Source organism: Mycolicibacter sp. MU0083 (genome assembly GCF_963378075.1).
GTDB classification, from domain to species: domain Bacteria; phylum Actinomycetota; class Actinomycetes; order Mycobacteriales; family Mycobacteriaceae; genus Mycobacterium; species Mycobacterium kokjensenii.
Window position 1 is genome coordinate 3656440 of sequence record NZ_OY726394.1, and the last position, 23996, is coordinate 3680435.

Here is a 23996-nt window from a genome sequence, read left to right on the forward strand (position 1 = left end):
CGAATCCTCCTAGATTCGTCTACGCGGACAGGAGACTCAGTGCGCTACCGGGCACGCGCCGCTGTAGTCGACCGGCCAGTGCTTGATGCCGTTGAGCCAGCCGGACTTCAACCGCTCGGGGTCGCCGATCGGTTTCAGGTCGGGCATGTGGTCGGCGATCGCGTTGAAGATCAGGTCGATCGTCAGGCGGGCCAGGTTGGCGCCGATGCAGTAGTGCGCACCGGTGCCGCCGAAGCCGACGTGCGGGTTCGGGTCACGCAGGATGTTGAAGGTGAACGGGTCCTCGAACACCTCTTCGTCGAAGTTGGCCGAACGGTAGGACATCACCACTCGCTCACCGGCCTTGATCTTCACGCCGGAGATCTCGGTGTCTTCGCTGGCGGTGCGCTGGAACGCCGAAACCGGGGTGGCCCAACGGATGATCTCGTCCACGGCGGTCTTCGGGCGTTCCTTCTTGTACAGCTCCCACTGGTCGGGGTTCTGCGAGAACGCGACCATGCCGTGGGTGATCGAGTTGCGGCTGGTCTCGTTGCCGGCCACGGCGAGCATGACCACGAAGAAGCCGAACTCGTCGTCGCTGAGCTTCTCGCCGTCGACGTCGGCCTGGATCAGCTTGGTGACGATGTCGTCGGTGGGGTTCACGCCCCGCTCTTCGGCCATCTTCATCGCGTAGGTGATCAGCTCGAACGACGACATGGCCGGGTCGACGTCGGCGTACTCGGGGTCTTCACCGGCGGTCATCTCGTTGGACCAGCGGAACAGCTTGCCGCGGTCGTCCTGGGGCACACCGAGCAGTTCGGCGATGGCCTGCAGCGGCAGTTCGCAGGAGACCTGCTCGACGAAGTCGCCGGTGTTGCTGGCCGCGGCGCTCTCGGCGATCTTCTGCGCGCGTGACCTCAGCTCGTCCTCGAGCCGCGCCAGCGCGCGGGGCGTGAAGCCGCGCGAGATGATCTTGCGCAACCGGGTGTGGTGCGGGGCGTCCATGTTGAGCATCACCGCGCGCTGCAGATCGACCGCTTCGCGGGTCATGTCCTGCGGCCAGACCGGGATGGCGCCGTTCATCGCACTGGAGAAGACCTCGCTGCGCAGCGAGACGTCCTTGACGTCCTTGTGCTTGGTCACCAGCCAGTAGCCCTTGTCACCGAAGCCACCGGTGCCGCCGGGCACGTCGACCCAGTGCACCGGCTCGGACTTACGCAGCTCGGCGAGCTCCTTGACCGGCAGGCCTTTGAGGTTCAGCTCCGAGTCGAGGAGGTCTAAGTCGTGGGGGACGGGGCAGCCCATGTGCCTACTCCTAGGGTGATCTATTGCCTACTGTGCGGGTTCGACGACGTCGGAACAACGCCGTCTAGTGTCCGATTGCGACCATTGAAACACGGCCCGACCGCAGATCAAAGGCGGTGCCGCATCGCCGCTTGTCAGACTAATGAAACGTGTTCTAGCCTGGCCGCATGGGTAATCCTGTCATCGTCGAAGCCACGCGTAGCCCCATCGGTAAACGAAACGGCTGGTTGTCCGGCCTGCACGCCACCGAGCTTCTCGGGGCGGTGCAGAAGGCACTGGTCGCCAAGGCGGGCATCGACGCGGGCAGCGTCGAACAGGTCATCGGCGGTTGCGTCACCCAGTTCGGCGAGCAGGGCAACAACGTCACCCGGCAGTCCTGGCTGGTCGCCGGACTGCCCGAGCACGTCGGCGCCACCAGCGTCGACTGCCAGTGCGGCAGCGCGCAGCAGGCCAACCACCTGATCGCCGGCCTGATCGCCACCGGCGCCATCGACATCGGCATCGCCTGCGGTGTGGAGGCGATGAGCCGGGTGCCGCTGGGCGCCAACGGCGGCGGCGCTCGCGCGGCGTCCTGGGACATCGACCTGCCCGACCAGTTCACGGCGGCTGAGCGCATCGCCAAGCGGCGCGGCATCACCCGGGCCGACGTGGACGCGCTGGGGCTGCGCTCCCAGCAGCTGGCCAAGCAGGCCTGGGCCGAGGGACGGTTCGACCGGGAGATCTCCGCGATCGAGGCGCCGGTGATCGACGAGAACAAGCAGCCCACCGCCGAGCTGAACATGGTCAGCCGCGACCAGGGCCTGCGCGACACCACCATCGAGGGCCTGTCGGCACTCAAGCCGGTGATCGAGGGCGGTATCCACACCGCCGGCACCTCGTCACAGATCTCCGACGGTGCGGCCGCGGTGCTCTGGATGGACGAGGACAAGGCCAAGGCGCTCGGATTCAAGCCGCGGGCCCGGATCATCAGCCAGGCCAACGTCGGCGCCGAGCCCTACTACCACCTGGACGGTCCGGTGCAGTCCACCGCCCGGGTGCTGGAGAAGGCCGGCATGACCATGGCCGACATCGACCTGGTCGAGATCAACGAGGCGTTCGCGTCTGTGGTGCTGTCCTGGGCCGACGTCCACAAGGCGGACATGGACCGCGTCAACGTCAACGGCGGCGCGATCGCGCTGGGCCACCCGGTGGGGTCCACCGGCAGCCGGCTGATCACCACCGCCCTGCACGAGCTCGAGCGCACCGACGCCTCGACCGCGTTGATCACCATGTGTGCCGGTGGCGCGCTGTCGACCGGCACCATCATCGAGCGTCTCTAGTGGTTGCGGTTCCCGAGGCCGCCCGCATCGCGGCCGCCCAGTCCTACATCGACGGATTGGTCAGTCACGACGCGTCGGCGGTTCCGTTCAGCCCGGACTGCGTCCGTATCGAGATGGGGCTCAAGACCGGTTTCTCCGGGAATCACTTGCGCCGCAGCCTGAACCGCGGTCCGCAGTTCCGGGTGATCGCACGGGCCACGACGCCGGAGTTCAGCGTCGACGGCGACGACGTGCGGGCGGTCTTCGACATCATCACCAAACCCTCGTTGTTCGGGATGCGGGTCTGCAGCCACGTCGACGAGGTATTCCGGATCCCGGCCGACAGCCCGGACGGCACCGCGGTGATCCACCACATCCGGGCTGCACTTCGTCCGTTCGTCCAACGCTAAGGTGGGCCGGTGAGCAACCCAGACATCCCCGAGAAACCGAAGTCGCTGGATTCGCCGGTCACCGGCACGATCATCAAGTGGATGTCGCGGGCCAACACCTGGGCCTTCAAGGCGACCGGCGGCCGGGTGGGCGCCAAATGGCGACTGGGCACCAAGCATTTCGGTGATGTCCCCGAGGTCGGCATCCTGACCACCATCGGACGTAAGAGCGGCCAGCAGCGGGAGTCCCCGCTGCTGTTCCTGCGCGAAGGCGACCGGGTGGTTCTGGTGGCCTCGCAGGGTGGGCGTTCCACCAACCCGATGTGGTACCTGAATCTGAAGGCCAACCCGCAGGTGACGTTCCGGGTCCGCGGCGAGGTGTTGTCGCTGCGTGCCCGCGACGCCGACGAATCCGAGCGGGCGGCCTACTGGCCCAAGCTGGACGCGATGTACCCGGACTTCGTCAACTACCGGGCCTGGGCCGGTCGGGAGATCCCGATCGTCATCTGCGACCCCTAAAGGTCTACCGGCACTTCTTGTTTCGCGGCGGGTGCGCTGAGGCGCCGCCGCGGTTCCAATCTCTCCCATGCGGCCGTCGGCGTCGCCGGCACTGTCGGCGGCGATGCCGTTGCGGCACGTCACCCACAGCGCATCACCCACACCACGCAAAACGCTCGGCTGGGAAACCCCAGCCGAGCGTCTGCGTCTAGCTGTCCGGACTACGGGATGACGACTCCCTTGGAGCCGCTCGACCCGCCGGTGCCGGTGATCGGGCCGGCGCCACCGGAGCCACCGGTTCCCGCGGTACCGCCCGTGCTGCCGGTACCCGGAACGTTGCCGGCGCCGCCGTTCTTGCCGTCGGAACCGAAGTGCGGGGTCAGGACGTCGCCGCCGTTACCGCCGGCCCCACCGTCACCGCCGACGCGGGCACCGGCGCCACCGCTGCCACCGGCACCGCCGGTGCCGCCGCGGATGCCGGCGATCGGACCCGAGGAAGAGTCACCGGACGTGGTCGGCGCCTTCGGGTTACCCCAACGGATGTTGCTGCCGTCGCCGCCGTCGCCGCCCTTGCCGCCGTTGCCGCCGACGCCTCCGGTGCCGTCGGAGTTCAGCAGGCCCGCACCGCCGGTACCGCCCTTGCCGCCGTTGCCGCCGTGGGTACCACCGGCATACAGGTCGCTACCGCCGTCACCACCGCGACCGCCGTTACCGCCCGTGGCACCGGAGCCACCGGTCCCACCGGACCCACCGGTGCCGGCCGACCCCTGTGGGCCCATCACACCGGAGCCGACCGGTCCTTCAACCGAGGTGTGGCTGCGGATGTCGGCGATGTTGCCGCCGGTACCACCGTCACCGCCGGAACCGCCGTTACCGATGCGGCCGTCGGTGCCGTTGACCGCGCCGGCACCGGCCGCACCGGCGTTACCGCCGGCACCACCGGAGCCACCGTTGCCGGGGACGAAGTACTTGCCGTGCACCGAGTCGGTGCCGTCGTCGTGCACCGTGACGCTGCCGTGGCCGCCCCGGCCACCGTCGGAGCCGTGACCGCCGTCGCCGCCCTGGCCGCCGTTGCCGTTCAGGCCGCCGCCGGCGCCACCGGCGCCACCGTTACCGCCCGCTGCACCGTTGCCGCCGTTGGTCGCCGCGACGTGGGGAACGACGACCACTCCGTTGTAGCCGTTGATTCCGTCGACGCCGTCTCGGCCGGCGGTCGCGTCGGAGGCGTCGCCGCCGTCACCGCCGTCACCGCCGTCGGAGTCGATGCCGCGGCTTCCCGCGTCGGCACCGGCACCGCCGGCAGCGCCGCCCTCGCCCGCGCTGCCGCCGTTGCCGCCGGCGCCACCGTTGCCGCCGCGGCCGCCGTTGGCGCCGACCCCGGTGACCGTCTGGCCGTCGCTGCCGTCGCCACCGTTGCCGGCCCGGCCGGCGTCGCCACCGGCACCACCGTCGCCGTTGGCACCCGCGGTGCCGGCACCGGCGCCACCGGTACCGGCCGCGCCACCGACGCCGCCCTTACCGCCGACCGCGCCGTTGCCGGCGTTGCCACCGGCCTGGCCGTTGCCGCTACCGCCGCCGGTGAAGGAGCCCGCAGCACCGTTGACGCCATCGCCACCGCTGCCGCCGGCACCGCCCTCACCGCCGGCGCCGCCGTCACCGCCGCGGCCGCCGACGGAACTGCCGCCCTGGCCGCCGTTGCCGGCCTGGCCACCGACACCACCGTTGCTGCCGCTGGCGCCGGGCGCGGTGCCGTTGGCGCCGCGGACGCCGTCGCCACCGTCACCACCGTCACCACCGGAGCCACCGTCACCGTCGGCGCCGTCGGTCGCCGAGCCGCTGCCGGTACCGGCCTTGCCGCCGACACCCGCGTCACCGCCGTTGCCGCCGTTCTGGCCGGCGCCACCGGCGCCGTTGTTCTGCCCGGTGATGCCGCTGGCACCGTCGGCGCCGTCCGCACCGTCGCCACCGTTGCCGGCGTTGCCGCCGTTACCCGCGGCACCCAGCTGACCGTTGGTGGACCCGGTACCACCGGCACCGCCGTCGCCGCCGGCGCCGCCGTTACCGCCCCGGCCGCCGTGGCCGTCACCGGTCAGGTAAGACCCGGCAGCACCGTTGATGCCGTTGCCGCCGTTACCGCCGGCACCGCCGTTGCCGCCGGCACCGGTAGCGGCGCGCTCACCGTCGACCTCCAGGCCGCCCAGACCACCGTTGCCGCCCTTGCCGCCGTTGGTGCCTGCGGTCCCGTCGACGTCCGCGGTCGTGCCGTTGGCACCGTCGATGCCCCGGCCGCCGTCGCCACCGTCGCCGCCGATACCGGCTGCGCCGTCGGTGCCGTTCTCCGCGTACTCGCCGTTGCCGCTGGAGCCGCCCTTGCCGCCTTCACCGGCGTTACCGCCGGCGCCGCCGTTCTGGCCGTCGCCGCCGCCCGCCGACCCGTCGGCACCGTCGGCGCCGTTGCCGCCGTTACCGCCGTTGCCGCCGAGACCGCCGACACCGTGGTCACCGGCGGTGTGGCCGGTTCCCGCGACACCGCCGTTACCACCGGCACCGCCGTCGCCACCGTTGCCGCCGTCGGCGCCGGGAGTCTTGCCGTTGAGGCCGTTGTAGCCGTTACCACCGGCACCGCCGTCGCCGCCACTGCCGCCGTCACCCTGGTTGAGCTGGGTGCCGTTGCCGTCGATACCACCGGCACCGCCGTTACCGCCCGCACCGCCGTTACCGCCGGCGGTGCCGTCGATGTCGCCGGCCGTGCCGTTGGCGCCGATGTAGCCGCGGCCGCCGTCGGCGCCGTCGCCACCGATGCTGCCGTTGCCGGCCTGACCGTTCGCGCCGGTGGTGCCGTCGCCGTTGTCGCCGCCGACACCGGCCGCTCCGGCGTCGCCACCGGCACCGCCGGCGCCACCGTTGCCGCCGTTGAGGTGGCTCGCGGTGCCGTTGGCACCCTTGCCGCCGTCGCCCGCGGTGCCGGCGTTGCCGCCGTTGCCACCGGTACCGCCGGCACCGTGAATACCGTCGGTGGCGCCGTTGAGCCCGATACCGGCCTCACCGCCGGCGCCGCCCGCGCCGCCCGCGCCGCCGCTACCGGCGTCGCCGCCCTGGCCACCGTCGCCGTTGCCGCCGCCGGCGAAGGTTCCGGTGGCGCCCTTGGCTCCGTTGCCGCCGTTACCGCCGTTACCGCCGTTACCGCCTAGGCCGCCGCTGCCGGCGTGGTAGCCGACTCCGCTGCCCGCACCGCCGTTACCGCCGGCGCCACCGGCGCCACCGGCCTCGCCGTCCTGGCCGGACTCGCCGGGCTGCGTTCCGCTGCCACCGTTGGCACCGTTGGGGCCGTTCGGGCCGGGCAGGCCGTCGCCGCCGTAACCGCCGTCGCCGCCGTTGCCCTCGCCGATGGCGCTGCCGCCGGTACCACCGTTGCCGCCGTTCTGGCCGCCGTCGCCACCGTCACCGGCGTTGCCGCCGTCACCGGTCTCGGTGCCACCGGAGCCGCCGTCACCACCGGATCCGCCGTCACCGGTCTGGCCGGTGCCGCCGTCGCCGGCGTCGCCGCCGTTGCCGTTGTTTCCGGCGTTGCCGCCGTTGCCGCCCGCACCGCCGTCGCGGGTGCCGTCACCACCGTTACCGCCGTTGCCGCCGTTACCGGTCTCGGTGCCACCGGCACCACCGGTACCGCCCGAGCCACCGTTGGAGTCGTCGCCCAGGCCGTCGCCACCGTTGCCGGCGTTACCGCCGTTTCCGTGGTCGCCGCCGTTACCGCCGTTACCGCCGTTTCCGCCGTCACCGTCGGGGTTGGTGTAGCCGTGACCGCCGTTTCCGCCGTCGCCGGACGGGGTGCCTTCGGCACCGTCGCCGCCGTTGTCGCCGCCGGTACCGCCGGTGCCGCCGGTGCCCGCACCGCCGCCGTTGCCGCCGGACCCGGCCGTGCCGGTGTTACCACCGGTGCCACCGTCGCCGCCGTCGGGGTTGTCGGCGTCGCCGTCGGCACCGTCGCCGCCGTCGCCGGCCGATCCGGCGTTACCGCCGTTGCCACCGGTACCGCCGTCGCCGTTGCCCCCGGTGTTGCCGTTGGTCGACGAACCGCCGTTACCGCCGGCGCCACCGGTGCCACCGGATCCACCGTTGCCGCCATTGCTGCCGGTGCCGCCGTCGGCTCCGGGCTCGGTGGCGTCTTCGCCGTCGGCACCCGAACCGCCGTTACCGCCGTTACCGGCGTTGCCACCGGCACCGCCGTCGCCGCCGTCGCCGACGATCGAGCCACCGCTACCGCCGGCACCACCGGAGCCGCCGTTGCCGCCGGCCGTGCCTGCGCCGCCGGCGACATCCGAGTCGGTGCTGTCGGATCCGTCGGCGCCATCGGTACCGCTGCCGCCGTTACCGCCGGCGCCACCGTTGCCGTGGTCACCGCCGTTGCCACCGGCACCACCGTTGCCACCCGAGGTACCCGGGCCGGCGTTGGGGTCGGTGGACGCGTCATAGCCGTCACCACCGGCGCCACCGTCGCCACCGATGCCGGCCGTGCCGTCGGTGCCGGCGTCGCCGCCGGTCCCGGTGCCGGTCGCACCGCCGCTACCCGCCGAACCGCCGTTCTGGCCCAGGCCGACGGCACCGTCGTTGCCGCCGTCGCCGCCCTTGCCGCCATCGGGGTTGTTCGCGTCGCCGTCGGCGCCGTCGCCACCGTCACCGCCGATACCGGCGTTGCCGCCGTTGCCGCCGTTGCCGCCGTCGCCGTTGGCACCGGCGGAGCCGTTGGTGGCGGTACCGCCGCTACCACCGGTACCGGCCTTGCCGCCGTTGCCCGCGTCACCACCGACGCCGCCGTTACCGCCGTCCTGGCCGGGCTCGGTGGCGTCGGCACCGTCGGCGCCCGTTCCACCGTTGCCGCCGTTGCCGCCGTTGCCGGCCGAGCCACCGGCGCCACCGTCACCGCTGATCGAGCCGCCCTGACCACCGGCGCCACCGTTACCACCGGAGCCACCGGCGGTACCCGCGCCGCCTTCGTTGCCGTTGCCGTCGGCGTCGGTGCCGCTGCCGTTCCCGCCGTCGATGCCGTCGGTACCGCTACCGCCGTTACCACCGGCACCACCGTTACCGCGGTCGCCACCGGCACCACCGGCACCACCGTTGCCGCCGGAGGTACCCGGTCCCGCGTTCGGGTCGGTCGACGCGTCGTAACCGTCGCCACCCGCGCCACCGTTGCCCTGGACGCCGGAGTGGATGCCGCCGTCCTGGCCGTCGGTGCCGTCGGTCCGGCCGCTGCCACCGGTACCGCCGTCGCCACCGGTCGCGGAGTTACCGCCCTGACCGCCGGCGCCACCGTCGGGGTTGTCCGCGGTGCCGTCGGCACCCTTGCCGCCGTCGCCGGCCTTACCGGAGTCTGCGCCGTCACCCGCGTTGCCGCCGGTTCCCTCGGCACCCGCCTTGCCGTTGGTGGAGCTACCGCCGGCACCACCGGCGCCGCCGTTACCACCGTTTCCACCGACACCGGCGTCGCCGCCGGTACCACCGACACCGGTCCCGCCGTTGTCGAACGTGCCGTCGGAACCGGTGGCGCCGTTACCGCCCACGCCACCGTTGGCGCCGGTACCACCGGCACCACCGTCACCGCCGTCACCGGCGATCGATCCGCCGGCACCACCGGCGCCACCACGGCCACCGGATCCACCGGTCTGGCCGCTCTGGCCGGCGTCGCCGGGGTTCACGCCGTCGGCGCCGGCACCACCGGTCGCACCGTTGCCCGCGTCACCGCCGTTACCGCCGTTGCCGTGGTCACCACCGGCACCACCGGCACCACCGTTGCCGCCGGACGTGCCGGGTGCGGCGGTCGGGTCGGACGCGGCGTCGTAGCCGGCGCCACCGTGGCCGCCGTTGCCGCCGCTGTCCGGGGTGTTGCCCGCCGAACCGTTGCTGCCCGCGGTCGACCCGGCACCACCGGTACCGCCGGCGCCACCGACGCCGGTGTTACCGCCGCGGCCGCCCGCGCCGCCGTCGGGGTGCGCTGCGGTGCCGTCGATACCGTCACCGCCGTCGCCGGCCGTGCCGCCGTTACCACCGTTGCCCGCGTTGCCGCCGACTCCGGTGCTGCCACCGCCGGCACCACCGTCACCGCCGGTGCCGCCGGAACCGGCGTGGCCGCCCGCGTAGCCGTCGACGTGGTCGGCGTTGCCGTCGGCACCGTCGAAGCCGTCACCACCGGCGCCGCCGTTACCGCCGGCGCCACCGTTGCCGTCGGTCGCGTGGCCGCCGCCGACCTCTTGACCGCCGGCGCCACCGGCGCCGCCCTTACCGCCGTTGCCGCCGGAGATGCCGTCGACACTGTCCCGGCCGCCGTTGCCACCGTCCATGCCGTGGCCACCGGCGCCACCGTTGCCGCCGGTACCGGCGATGCCGTCGTCGCCGTTGTCGGCGCGCTGGCCGTTACCGGAGTCGCCACCGGCGCCACCGGCGCCGGCGTTGCCGCCGTTACCACCGGCACCACCGGCATAGCCGTCCATGTGGTCGGCGTCGCCGTTGGCCCCGTCGGACCCGTCGGCACCGTTTCCACCGTTGCCACCGTTACCGCCGGCGCCGCCGACGCCGTGGTCACCGGCGTTGGTGCCGCTACCACCGACACCACCGTTGCCGCCCCTGCCGCCGTCACCGGCGTTGGTGCCGGAACCGCCCGGGGTGGTGCCGTTGAAGCCGTTGAGACCGTTGCCGCCGAGGCCGCCGCGACCGCCGTCGCCGCCGTCACCGGTCGCCGCATTCGAGCCGTCGGCGTTGAGGCCGCCGGTACCACCGTTACCACCGGCACCACCGTTGCCGCCGGCGGTTCCGTCGATGCTGCCGATCGTGCCGTTGTTGCCGCTCAGACCGGCACCACCGGTACCGCCGTTACCGCCGAGGCCGCCGGCGCCGTCGCTGCCGTTCGCCGCGGTGGTGCCGTTGCCGGAGTCACCGCCCTTGCCGCCGGCACCGAAGTTGCCGCCCTTACCGCCGTCCTGGCCGGCGTATCCGTCGACATGGTTGGCGTCTCCGTCGGCGCCGTTGGCACCGTCGGCGCCGTTACCGCCGTTGCCGCCGTTACCGCCGACGCCACCGGCACCGTGGTCACCCTCGACGGCACCGCTGCCGCCGACACCGCCCGCACCGCCGTCGCCACCGGCGCCGGCGTTGGCGCCGTCGCCCCCCGGAGTGGTGCCGTTGGCACCGTTGAAGCCGTTACCGCCGCGGCCACCCAGACCACCGGCACCACCGTTGCCGTCGATCGCCCGAGTCTCGCCGTCGGCCTCGAGTCCACCCTTGCCGCCGCTGCCACCGGCACCGCCGGCCCAGCCGGACGTTCCGTCGACATGGTCCGCGGTGCCGTTGACCCCGTCCATACCGGTGCCACCGACACCGCCGTTGCCGCCGCGGCCGGCTGCACCGTCGCTACCGTCGGCCGCCGCAATGCCGTCGCCGCTGAGTCCGCCGGCGCCACCGACACCGGCGTCGCCACCGGCGCCGCCGTCTTGGCCGGCGTAGCCCGCCTGGTGGTCGTCGTCGCCGTTGCCGCCGTTGGCGCCGTCGGCGCCGTTGCCGCCGTTGCCCGCGTTACCGCCGACGCCGCCGGCACCGGCCAGACCGTTGTTGGCACCGGTTCCGGCGATGCCGCCGGCGCCACCTGCGCCACCGTTGCCGCCTCGCGCGCCGTCGGCGCCGGGGGTCTCACCGTTGATGCCGTTGATGCCGTTGCCGCCGTCACCGCCGACGCCGCCATTGCCGCCGTCGCCGTCGGAGGCACGCGATTCGCCGTCGGCCTGCAGACCGCCGGTACCGCCGTTGCCGCCGGCACCACCGTTGCCGCCGAGCGTGCCGTCGGGGGAGTTCGCGTCGCCGTTGACTCCGGCGGCACCCCGGCCGCCGTGGCCGCCGTTACCACCGACACCGGCCACACCGTCTTCACCCGCGGCGGCCTGGCCGCCACGGCCGGATCCGCCCGCGCCCCCGACACCGGCGTCACCGCCGGCACCACCGGTCTGGCCGGCTTCACCGTCGATCGACTCGTTGCCGTCGGTCAGGCCGTCGCGGCCGTCGGCACCGTCGGCACCGGCACCACCGTTGCCGGCGTTACCGCCGACGCCACCGAGACCCTGCAGGCCGTCTTCGGCCGCCGCACCGTCACCGGCACGGGTGCCGTCACCGTTGCGTCCGCCCTGGCCCTGGCTGCCCGCGGGGCCGCCGGCACCGCCGTCGCCACCGCGACCGCCGTTGGTGCCACTGCCACCGGCTTGGCCGGGGAAGGTCGCCGTCGCACCGTCGACGCCGTTGGCGCCGGTCCCGCCGTCGCCACCGTTGCCACCGGCCCCGGCGTTACCGCCGCGACCACCGAAGCCGGTTTCGCCACCGCTGTTGCCGCCGACGCCGCCCGCGCCGCCGGCACCACCCACGCCGCCGTTCTGGCCATTGATGTCGTCGTCGGTGCCGTCGGCACCGCGGGCGCCGTCACCACCGATACCACCGTTGCCGCCGTTGCCGCCGTCGCCGTCGACGCCGCGGGCGCCGTCCTGGGCGCTGGCACCGCCGGCCGCTCCGCCCGCGGCGGCAGCGCCGCCGTTACCGCCGACGCCGCCGTTACCGGCCGCACCACCGGCTGCGCCCGCTTCGGTTCCCGCCAGGCCGTTTGCACCGGCGCCGCCGTCGCCGCCGAGTCCGCCGCTACCGCCGACACCACCGTCGCCGTCGACACCGGTGGCGCCGTCGGCCGATCCGCCCTTACCCGCGGCGCCGCCCTGACCGCCCTTGCCACCGACGGCACCATTGCCACCGATACCACCGGCTGCACCATCACCGGTCCCACCGTTGGCGAAAGAACCCGCGGCGCCCGCAGCACCATCGCCACCATCGCCACCGGCACCACCCACACCGCCGGCACCACCATTGCCGCCGATGCCGACAAACGACGACCCCGCACCACCGGCGCCACCGTTACCGGCAGCGCCACCGATGACACCGTCGCCGCCGTTGGCGCCGGGGAGGACGCCGTCGGAGCCGTTCGTGCCGGTCCAGCCGTCACCACCGCGGCCACCGTTGCCGCCGTTGCCCCACGCGCCCATGCCGAAGAAGTCCTGGGCCTGCCCGGACGACCCACCGTTGCCGCCGTCACCACCGGCCAACAACGCCGTACCGGCACCACCGGCACCGCCGTCACCACCGTTGCCCCACATCTCGCCGCCGTGGCCACCGTTGCCGCCGTCGGCACCCAGCCCACCGGCACCGCCGTCACCACCGTTGCCCCAACCACCGGCCAGACCACCGTTACCACCGGCGACGCCCTCGATCGTGGAGTTCCAGCCGTTACCGCCGTCGCCGAACCACAGGCCACCGGTCTGGCCGTCCGGGTTGAACTCGGTGCCGTCGGCACCGTTGCAGATCAGCCCGCAGGCGCCCTCGGTCAACGGCGCGAACAGATCGTTGACCATGCCGTTGATGACCTGGCCGAAGTCACTGTTGATCCAGTCCTGCATCAACTCGTGGAACGGCAGGTAGTAGGTCTCCTGCCAGGTGTTGGCGTAGTCCGCGTCGAACCAGCTGCCCTCGGCGGAACCGGGCGCACCCCACGTCGAACTGTCGAACAGGTTGAATTCCACCGCGGTGCTGCTGTCGGGCACCCCGAAGAGGTCCCAGAACCCGTCCAGTCCGAAGTCGTCGGCCTGCGCCGGTGCCGGGTTCGCCCACGGCCCCATACCGAAAGTCAGAAACGCGGCCACCGCCGACGACGCCGCGAAGACACGCCGCCCCTGCGATCGACCGTTGACCTTGCTGATGCGCTTGCGCTGACGAGCCACGTCTGTACCGCCTCCAGGGTTCGAGGAGTCTCCAAAACCGGAATATTTCAGAGAGCTGAGGATGTGAAAAGAATCCGCGAAGACGGAAGCTACCGAGGGTTATCTTTTTCACCAACACGAAATCGGAGAGAAGTGCTCTGTGGTAGACCTAACAGCCGCATATATGCCCGATAACGCCAGTTCGGACCGAAATAGCGCGTGTGAGTTCCATCATTATGGACGATTTATGTGAGCAATCTCACCAGCGTGCGCCAGGCGAGACTTCTGGACTTTTATCAGGGAAAAGGAGCCTTTTCAGGCTGACAACGGCCGTCAGATTCGGCCCATCAGGCTCGATCAAGGGCCGCAGACCGCCAACGCCGAAGCGCTAGATCACTCAGAATCATCATTCACTAATACAGCCCGCACGGCCACCGACGACGACCCGTCACCGACCGCGAGTCTGCGACACGCGGTGAAAACCCACCCCAAATGGTCGTCAATCGTCCATCATTGTGGACTTTTTATTTGCGTTGGATCGGTAGATCCGGCGGGCTTCCGACCCGTTGAGGCGGAGCCGATATCCGTGGCTTAGCCGCCGGTCTAGGCGGCCGGCTTCCCGGGGGCTCCGCGATCGCCGGACGTACCGGGTTCGCCGCCGATGCCGCCGCTACCAGCCCGGCCGAGCGCCCCGCCGGCGCCACCCTGGCCGGGTGTGCCGTTGTTGACGCCGGCGACGCCGTCGGCGCCGTTGCCGCCCGTACCGCCGGCACCGCCGTTGCCGTTCAGGCCGCTGATGTCACCGGAGTCGACGGGGCCCCGGGTCCCCGGGCTGCCGCCGATACCGACCCGGCCGGCATCGCCTCCGGTGCCACCGTCACCGCCATTGCCGCCGGTGCCGTTGTTGAACCTGATAGTGCCGGTCGCACCGGTTCCGCCGTTACCGCCGTTACCACCGGATCCGGCTCGGCCGAGTTCACCGCCGGCGCTACCCCCGAATCCGCCGTTGCCGCCCCGGCCGCCGTAGCCGTTGTTGGTCGGCATCTGACCGTGCGCACCGTCGCCACCGTCACCGGCATCACCGCCGTTGCCGGCCAGGCCGGTCCGGTCGCCGGCGTCGCCTCCCCGGCCGCCGTTCCCGCCGAAACCGCCATACCCGTTGTTGGTCGTGATGACGCCGTGCGCGCCATCGCCACCGATCCCTCCGTCGCCACCATCGCCTACCCGGGCACCGGCGCCGACCTGACCGGCCAGACCACCGGTGCCACCGTCACCGCCGTGCCCGCCGTAGCCGTTGTTCTTCGTGATATCGCCATGCGCGCCGTCACCGCCATCACCGGCATGACCGCCGTTACCGGCCCGACCCGTCAGATCCCCGGCATCGCCACCCCGACCGCCGTTCCCGCCGTGCCCGCCGTAGCCGTTGTTGGCCGTGATGTCGCCGTGCGCACCATCACCGCCGGCACCGCCATCGCCGCCATTACCCGCCAGGCCGCCGGTACCCACCAGACCGGCCAGACCGCCGGTGCCACCGTTGCCACCGCGCCCGCCGTAGCCGTTGTTGGACCTGATGTCCCCGCGAGCACCGTCACCACCGGCACCTCCGGCACCGCCGTTGCCGGCCCGTCCCGTGAGGTCCCCGGCATCGCCACCCCGGCCACCCTGACCTCCGCGGCCGCCCTGACCGTTGTCGACAGTCGGAACACCTGTGGCGCCCTTGCCGCCGGTGCCACCGTCCCCACCACTGCCGCCTACACCGCGAGGACCGCGGGTGTGTCCGTCGGCCTGTAGACCACCCTGACCGCCCTGACCACCGGTGCCTCCGTTGCCGCCTGCGGTGCCATCGACCGCGCGTGCGGTTCCGTCGGAACCGTCCGCGCCCCGGCCACCACTGCCGCCGGTGCCACCGGCACCCGCCGCGCCGTCCGCGCCTGCGGCCGCTTGGCCGTTACGGCCGGCGCCACCGATTCCGCCGACGCCGGCGTTGCCTCCGGTGCCGCCGGCCCCGCCTGTTTCGCCGTGGATGGAGGTGTTGCCATCGGTCAGACCATCACGGCCATCGCGGCCGTCGGTGCCATCGGCACCGTTACCGGCGTTACCACCGACACCACCAAGACCCTGGCGGCCGTCGGTGCCAGCTTCGCCGTCGGCAGCTTGAGTCAGGCCGTCTCCGGAGAGTCCACCGCGGCCCACGGTTCCAGCCAGACCACCGGCGCCGCCGTCGCCGCCGGCACCACCTGCGCCGCCATTGCCACCAGCCAGACCGTCACCGGTCTGCTCGAAACCATTACCGCCCTGGCCGCCGGCACCACCGTCACCGCCGTCGCCACCATCACCGGCAGCACCACCGACACCACCAACACCGGAGTTGCCATCGCGGGCGCCCGCACCGGCGGCACCACCGTTGCCGCCCGCGCCACCGTTGCCGCCTCGGCCACCGTCGGTGCCGTCGCCACCGCGCTCACCTGCAGTGCCATCAATCGACGACTCGGTTCCATCGACACCGTCGACCCCGACACCACCGTTGGTCCCGGACCCGCCATCGAGGCCGTCCCCGCCGGCACCGCCGGCACCACCGTTGCCGCCATCACCCTGCGATGCCCGGTCCAGGCCATCGGCGGTCAGGCCACCGAGGCCACCTGCACCGCCGGCGCCACCGTTGCCACCGGCAGTGCCATCGATCGCACCCGCGACACCATCGACACCATCAGCACCCCGACCACCGGCACCACCGTTACCGCCGGAACCCGCGAGGCCGTCGACACCATCAGCCGCCTGGCCACCGCGGCCGCTACCACCGGCACCGCCGACACCCGCATTGCCACCGGCGCCACCGGCTTGGCCGGCTTCACCGTGGATGGAGGTGTTGCCATCGGTCAAACCATTACGACCGTCGGCACCATCGGTGCCATCAGCACCATTCCCGGCGTCACCACCGACACCACCAAGACCCTGCCGGCCATCGGTGCCTGCATCACCATCAGCCGCCCGGGCCCCGTCACCGGAGAGACCCCCGCGGCCCACGGTCCCGGCCGCGCCACCGGCGCCACCGTCGCCGCCGGCACCACCACTGCCGCCGTTACCACCAGCCAGGCCATCACCGGTCTGCTCGAAACCATTGCCACCGTGGCCACCGGCACCACCATCGCCGCCGTCGCCACCATCACCGGCAGCACCACCGACACCACCAACACCGGCGACACCATCACGGGCACCGGTACCTGCGGCACCACCGTTGCCGCCCGCACCACCATCGCCACCGCGTTCACCGGCCGTGCCGTCGCCACCGCGGCCACCTGCAGTGCCATCAATCGACGACTCGGTCCCATCGACACCGTCGACCCCGGCTCCACCGTTGGTCCCGGACCCGCCATCGAGGCCGTCGCCGCCAGCACCACCGGCACCACCATTGCCACCATCACCCTGCGCTGCCCGGTCCAGGCCATCGGCGGTCAGACCACCCAGACCACCCGAACCCCCAGCGCCACCATTACCGCCCGCAGTGCCATCAATTGCACCCGCAACACCGTTGGCGCCATCAGCGCCCCGACCACCGGCACCACCGTTACCGCCGGAACCCGCGTCGCCATCGGCACCATCGGCCGCCTGACCACTACGGCCGCTACCACCAGTACCGCCGACACCGGCGTTACCACCGGCGCCACCGGCTTGGCCGGCTTCACCGTCGATGGAGGTGTTGCCATCGGTCAAACCATTACGACCGTCGGCGCCGTCGGTGCCATCAGCACCGTTACCGGCATTACCGCCGACACCACCGAGACCCTGCCGGCCATCGGTGCCTGCATCACCATCAGCGGCCCGGACCCCGTCTCCGGAGAGTCCACCGCGGCCCACGGTCCCGGCCACGCCACCGGCGCCACCGTCGCCGCCGGCGCCACCACTGCCGCCGTTGCCACCAGCCAGGCCGTCACCGACCTGCTCGAAACCATGACCGCCGTGGCCGCCGGCACCACCGTCGCCGCCGTCACCGCCGTCACCCGCAGCACCACCGACACCACCAAGACCGGCGACACCGTTACGGGCACCGGTACCTGCGGCACCACCGTTGCCACCCGCGCCACCATCGCCACCGCGGTCGCCATCGGTGCCGTCTTCGCCGACGCCACCGTTGCCGCCGTTGGGCGAGAGGGCCGTCCCGTTGTCACCGTCGACCCCGACACCACCGTTGGTCCCGGACCCGCCATCGAGGCCGTCGCCACCTGCACCGCCGGCACCACCGTTGCCGCCATCACCCTGCAGGCCACGCGCTTGACCGTCGGCGGTCAGACCACCCAGACCACCCGATCCCCCAGCGCCACCATTGCCACCGGCAGTGCCATCGATCGCACCCGCAACACCATCGACACCATCAGCACCCCGACCACCGGCACCACCGTTACCGCCCACACCGGCGTCGCCATCGGCACCATCGGCCGCCTGGCCACCGCGGCCACTGCCACCGACACCACCGACACCCGCATTGCCGCCAGCACCACCGGCCTGGCCGGCTTCGCCGTCGATGGAGGTGTTGCCGTCACTCAAGCCATCACGGCCGTCGGCACCATCGGTGCCATCAGCACCATTCCCGGCGTTACCACCGACACCACCAATACCTTGGGCGCCATCGGTGCCCGCGGCACCATCGGCAGCTTGAGTCAAGCCGTCTCCGGAGAGTCCACCGCGGCCCACGGTTCCAGCCAGACCACCGACGCCACCGTCGCCGCCGGCGCCGCCACTGCCGCCGTTGCCGCCGACCAGGCCATCACCGGTCTGCTCGAAACCATTGCCGCCGTGGCCGCCGGCACCACCGTTGCCGCCGTCGCCGCCATCACCGGCCGCACCACCGACGCCACCGGCCCCGGTGTTGCCGTCGCGGGCACCCGTGCCTGCGGCGCCACCGTTGCCGCCCGCGCCACCATTGCCACCGCGTTCACCATCGGTGCCGTCGCCACCGGCGCCACCGTTGCCACCGTTGATCGACGACGCGGTGCCCTCAGCACCGTCGGCACCGACACCACCCTGAGTCCCGGCAGCACCCGACAGGCCGTCGCCACCGGCTCCGCCGGCACCACCATTGCCGCCATCACCCTGCAGGCCACGCGCCTGGCCGTCGGCGGTCAGGCCACCCAGACCACCCGATCCACCGGCACCACCGTTGCCACCGGCAGTGCCATCGATTGCACCCGCAACACCATCGACACCATCAGCACCCCGGCCACCACTGCCGCCATTACCGCCGACACCGGCCTCACCGTCCGCACCATCGGCCGCCTGACCACCGCGACCGCTACCACCGGCACCGCCGACACCGGCATTACCGCCGGCGCCACCGGCTTGACCGGCTTCACCATGGATGGAGGTATTGCCATCGGTCAGGCCATCACGACCGTCGGCGCCGTCGGTGCCATCAGCACCGTTACCGGCGTTACCACCAACACCACCAAGACCCTGCCGGCCATCGGTGCCCGCGGCACCATCAGCAGCCTGAGTCAGGCCGTCGCCGGAGAGTCCACCGCGGCCGACGGTTCCCGCCTCGCCACCTGCGCCACCGTCGCCGCCGGCGCCACCACTGCCGCCGTTGCCACCAGCCAGGCCGTCACCAACCTGCTCGAAACCATTACCACCGTGGCCGCCGGCACCACCATCGCCGCCGTCGCCACCATCACCGGCCGCACCACCGACGCCGCCCGCCCCGGCGTTGCCATCGCGGGCACCCGCACCGGCAGCACCACCGTTACCGCCCGCACCACCGTTGCCGCCCCGGCCACCGGCCGTGCCGTCTTCGCCGACGCCGCCATTGCCGCCGTTGGGCGAGAGGGCCGTCCCGTTGTCACCGTCGGATCCGGCACCACCATTTGTCCCGGACCCGCCATCGAGGCCGTCGCCACCGGCTCCGCCGGCACCACCATTGCCGCCGTCGCCCTGCGATGCCCGGTCCAAGCCATCGGCGGTCAGACCACCCAGACCACCCGAGCCACCGGCACCACCATTACCGCCAGCGGTGCCATCGATTGCACCCGCAATACCGTCGGCGCCGTCAGCACCCCGGCCACCGGCACCACCGTTACCGCCGATACCCGCTTCGCCATCGGCACCATCAGCAGCCTGACCACCCCGACCGCTACCACCAACACCCCCGACACCGGCATTGCCACCGGCACCACCGGCTTGGCCGGCTTCACCGTGGATGGAGGTGTTGCCATCGGTCAAACCATTACGGCCGTCGGCGCCGTCGGTGCCATCAGCACCGTTACCGGCGTCACCACCGACACCACCAACACCTTGAACGCCATCGGTGCCCGCTTCGCCATCAGCAGCCTGCGTCAAGCCGTCGCCGGAGAGTCCACCGCGGCCCACGGTCCCGGCGAGACCACCGACACCGCCGTCGCCGCCGGCGCCACCACTGCCGCCGTTACCCCCGGCCAAGCCGTCACCGGTCTGCTCGAAACCATTACCACCGTGGCCGCCGGCACCACCATCGCCGCCGTCGCCACCATCACCGGCAGCACCACCGACACCACCAAGACCGGCAACACCATCACGGGCACCCGCGCCAGCAGCACCGCCGTTGCCACCCGCGCCACCGCTACCACCGCGTTCACCATCGGTGCCGTCGCCACCGACGCCACCATTGCCACCGTTGATCGACGACGCGGTGCCTTCAGCACCATCGACACCGACACCACCATTGGTGCCCGCAGCACCCGAAAGACCAGCACCGCCGGCACCACCGGCACCACCGTTACCGCCATCACCCTGCAGGCCACGCGCCTGGCCGTCAGCGGTCAGACCACCCAGACCACCCGATCCCCCAGCGCCACCATTGCCACCTGCAGTGCCATCGATGGCACCCGCAACACCATCGACACCATCAGCACCCCGACCACCGGCACCACCGTTACCGCCCACGCCGGCTTCACCATCGGCACCATCAGCCGCCTGACCACCGCGGCCACTGCCACCAACACCGCCGACACCGGCATCGCCACCGGCACCACCGGCCTGGCCGGCTTCACCATCAACCGAGGTGTTGCCATCGGTCAAACCATTACGACCGTCGGCACCATCGGTGCCATCAGCACCATTCCCGGCGTCACCACCAACACCACCAACACCTTGGGCGCCATCGGTGCCGGCCTCGCCATCGGCAGCTTGAGTCGAGCCGTCGCCGGAGAGTCCACCGCGGCCCGCGGTTCCGGCCTCGCCACCGGCACCGCCGTCGCCGCCGTCGCCACCACTGCCGCCGTTGCCGCCGGCCAGACCGTCACCGGTCTGCTCGAAACCATTGCCACCGTGGCCGCCGGCACCACCATCGCCGCCGTCGCCACCATCACCGGCAGCACCACCGACACCACCAACACCGGCGACACCATCACGGGCACCCGCACCGGCAGCACCACCGTTACCGCCCGCACCACCATTGCCACCGCGTTCACCATCGGTGCCGTCTTCACCGACGCCACCATTGCCGCCGTTGATCGACGACGCGGTGCCTTCAGCACCATCGGCACCAACACCACCCTGAGTCCCCGAAGCACCCGACAGGCCGGCACCGCCTGCACCGCCGGCACCACCGTTGCCGCCATCACCCTGCAGGCCACGCGCCTGGCCGTCAGCGGTCAGACCACCAAGGCCACCCGATCCCCCGGCACCACCATTACCGCCAGCGGTGCCATCGATCGCACCCGCAACACCATCAACACCATCAGCACCCCGACCACCGGCACCACCAGTGCCACCGATACCCGCGTCGCCATCGGCACCATCAGCCGCCTGCCCACCGCGGCCACTGCCACCGACACCACCGACACCCGCATTGCCGCCAGCACCACCGGCCTGGCCGGCTTCACCATCGACCGACGTGTTGCCGTCGGTCAAACCATTACGGCCGTCGGCACCATCGGTGCCATCAGCACCGTCGCCGGCGTTACCACCGACACCACCGAGACCCTGCCGACCATCGGTGCCCGCGGCACCATCGGCAGCTTGAGTCAAGCCGTCTCCGGAGAGTCCACCACGGCCCACGGTTCCAGCCGCGCCACCGGCACCACCATCACCACCGGCGCCACCACTGCCGCCATTGCCACCAGCCAGACCGTCACCGACCTGCTCGAAACCATCACCACCCCGGCCGCCGGCACCACCATCGCCGCCATCGCCACCATCACCGGCCGCACCACCGACACCACCAGCCCCGGCGACACCGTCACGGGCACCCGTGCCAGCGGCACCACCGTTGCCGCCCGCACCACCATCGCCACCACGGTCACCATCGGTGCCGTCTTCACCGACGCCACCGTTGCCACCGTTGATCGACGACGCGGCGCCTTCAGCACCGTCGGCACCGACACCACCCTGAGTCCCGGCAGCACCCGACAGGCCAGCACCGCCGGCACCGCCGGCGCCACCGTTGCCGCCATCACCCTGCGATGCCCGGTTCACGCCATCGGCGGTCAGACCACCCAGGCCACCCGAGCCGCCGGCACCACCATTGCCACCAGCAGTGCCATCGATGGCACCCGCGACACCATCGACACCATCAGCACCCCGACCACCGGCACCACCGTTACCGCCCACGCCGGCTTCGCCATCGGCACCATCAGCCGCCTGACCACCCCGGCCACTGCCACCGGTACCGCCGACACCGGCATTACCGCCGGCGCCACCAGCTTGGCCGGCTTCACCGTCGATGGAGGTGTTGCCGTCGCTCAGACCATCGCGACCGTCGGCACCATCGGTGCCATCAGCACCATTCCCGGCGTCACCGCCGACACCACCGAGACCCTGTCGGCCATCGGTGCCCGCGGCACCATCAGCAGCCTGAGTCAAGCCGTCGCCGGAGAGACCACCGCGGCCCACGGTTCCAGCCAAACCACCGGCACCACCGTCGCCGCCGGCACCACCACTGCCGCCATTGCCACCGGCCAGGCCATCACCGACCTGCTCGAAACCATTACCACCCTGGCCGCCGGCACCACCGTTGCCGCCATCGCCACCATCACCGGCCGCACCACCGACACCGCCCGCCCCGGCGTTGCCATCGCGGGCACCCGCACCGGCAGCACCACCGTTACCGCCCGCACCACCGTTGCCGCCCCGGCCACCGGCCGTGCCGTCTTCGCCGACGCCGCCATTGCCGCCGTTGGGCGAGAGGGCCGTCCCGTTGTCACCGTCGGATCCGGCACCACCATTTGTCCCGGACCCGCCATCGAGGCCGTCGCCGCCTGCACCGCCGGCACCACCGTCGCCGCCATCGCCCTGCGATGCCCGGTCCAAGCCATCGGCGGTCAGACCACCGAGGCCACCCGAGCCACCGGCACCACCGTTGCCACCGGCAGTGCCATCGACCGCACCCGCAACACCATCGACACCATCAACACCCCGACCACCGGCACCACCATTACCGCCCACACCGGCGTCGCCATCGGCACCCGCACGAGCACCGGCACCACCCGCCGCGCCACCAGCGCCGGCCTGACCACCGGCACCGCCGGCGCCGCCGTTACCGCCGTCGGCACCGACCACACCGCCATCTGCGCCAGCGCCTCCGGCACCTCCGACACCACCACTGCCGCCACGGCCACCGTCACCGTCGAGCCCGGCGACGCCATGGGCCGAGCCCCCAGAACCGGCGGCACCGCCCTGACCACCCCGGCCACCGGCCGCACCGTTACCACCGGCGCCACCCACAGCGCCGGCACCGCCGTCGACACTGCCAATGCCACCGCCGGTGAATCCGCCACTCAGCCCGTCTGCGCCGTTGCCGCCGTTACCACCGGCGCCGCCCACACCGCCGGCACCGCCGTTGCCGCCGATCCCGACGAACGACGACCCCGCACCACCGGCGCCGCCGTTGCCGGCCATGCCGCCGACCACACCATGGCCACCGGCGCCGCCGGCGAGACCGGCGTCGGCACCGTTGAGTCCGGTCCAGCCGTCACCACCGCGGCCACCGTTACCGCCGTTACCCCAGGCACCCATCCCGAAGTAGTCCTGCGCCTGGCCCGACGAGCCGCCGTCGCCGCCGTCGCCGCCAGCCAGGAATGCGGTACCCGCACCGCCGGCACCACCGTCACCGCCGTTGCCCCAGTGCTCACCACCATGGCCACCGTTACCACCGTCGGCTCCCAGGCCACCGGCTCCACCGTCACCACCGTTGCCGATGCCACCGGCAAGCCCGCCGTTGCCGCCGGCGACACCCTCGATGGTCGAGTTCCAGCCGTTCCCACCGTCACCGAACCACAACCCACCGGTCTGACCATCCGGATTGAACTCCGTACCGTCGGCACCGTTGCAGATCAACCCACAGGCACCTTCGGTCAACGGCGCGAACAACATGTTGATCGCCCCGTTGACCCCGGAACCGAGGTCACTGTTGATCCAGTCCTGAATCGCGTCGTGCAACGGCAGGTAGAACGTCTCCTGCCACTGCTGCGCGTGGTCCGCGTCGAACACCTCGTCCAAGGGGCCGGTGAAAGTCCAGGTGGACAGATCGAATGGGTCGAATACCGGCGTATCGTCGCTCGGCCCGATACCGAAGAAGTCCCAGAAGCCATCGGCGTGGGCCGGTGCCGGATTGGCCAATGGCATTAGACCGAAGGTCAGTGCCGCACCGAATGCGCTGGATGCCGCCATTGCCTGTCGACCATAAGAACGGCGAACACCATTGTTACCGCGCGAGCGAACCACTTACCTGCCCCTGAATATTCGATGCGAAACCCCGTATCGAGGTGCGGAAAATGTCCGCA

6 protein-coding genes are annotated in these 23996 nt (G+C 72.1%); 3 read left to right on the forward strand and 3 right to left on the reverse strand.

What is annotated here, in order from left to right; all coding sequences use genetic code 11:
* Positions 1-36 precede the first annotated feature (36 nt).
* Positions 37-1284 (reverse strand): cytochrome P450, encoded by a 1248-nt coding sequence (locus RCP38_RS17220; RefSeq protein WP_308474138.1) that lies wholly within the window; start codon positions 1282-1284, stop codon positions 37-39.
* Positions 1285-1451: 167 nt separating this feature from the next.
* Here RCP38_RS17220 and RCP38_RS17225 point away from each other — a divergent pair, with 167 nt between their 5' ends.
* From RCP38_RS17225 to RCP38_RS17235, 3 genes are read left to right on the forward strand one after another with little or no spacing between them, the layout of a single operon-like run.
* A complete protein-coding gene (locus tag RCP38_RS17225) occupies positions 1452-2603 on the forward strand; it encodes a steroid 3-ketoacyl-CoA thiolase (protein WP_308474139.1) in 1152 nt (383 codons plus the stop codon).
* Positions 2603-2992, forward strand: coding sequence for a DUF8021 domain-containing protein (locus RCP38_RS17230; protein WP_308474140.1), 390 nt, complete (start codon positions 2603-2605; stop codon positions 2990-2992). Before RCP38_RS17225 ends, RCP38_RS17230 begins: the two co-directional genes overlap by 1 nt.
* 9 nt (positions 2993-3001) lie before the next feature.
* Positions 3002-3490 carry a nitroreductase family deazaflavin-dependent oxidoreductase gene (locus RCP38_RS17235; protein WP_308474141.1) on the forward strand — a complete coding sequence of 163 codons (489 nt, stop codon included), beginning with the start codon at positions 3002-3004 and terminating at the stop codon, positions 3488-3490.
* Between the two features lie 200 nt (positions 3491-3690).
* Here the strand turns inward: RCP38_RS17235 and RCP38_RS17240 are convergent, their stop codons facing one another.
* Positions 3691-13269 carry a PGRS repeat-containing protein gene (locus RCP38_RS17240; protein WP_308474142.1) on the reverse strand — a complete coding sequence of 3193 codons (9579 nt, stop codon included), beginning with the start codon at positions 13267-13269 and terminating at the stop codon, positions 3691-3693.
* Positions 13270-13851: 582 nt separating this feature from the next.
* The gene (locus tag RCP38_RS17245; RefSeq protein ID WP_308474143.1) at positions 13852-23883 is read right to left on the reverse strand and encodes a PGRS repeat-containing protein; all 10032 of its coding nucleotides are present in this window, start codon (positions 23881-23883) and stop codon (positions 13852-13854) included.
* Positions 23884-23996: the final 113 nt, after the last annotated feature.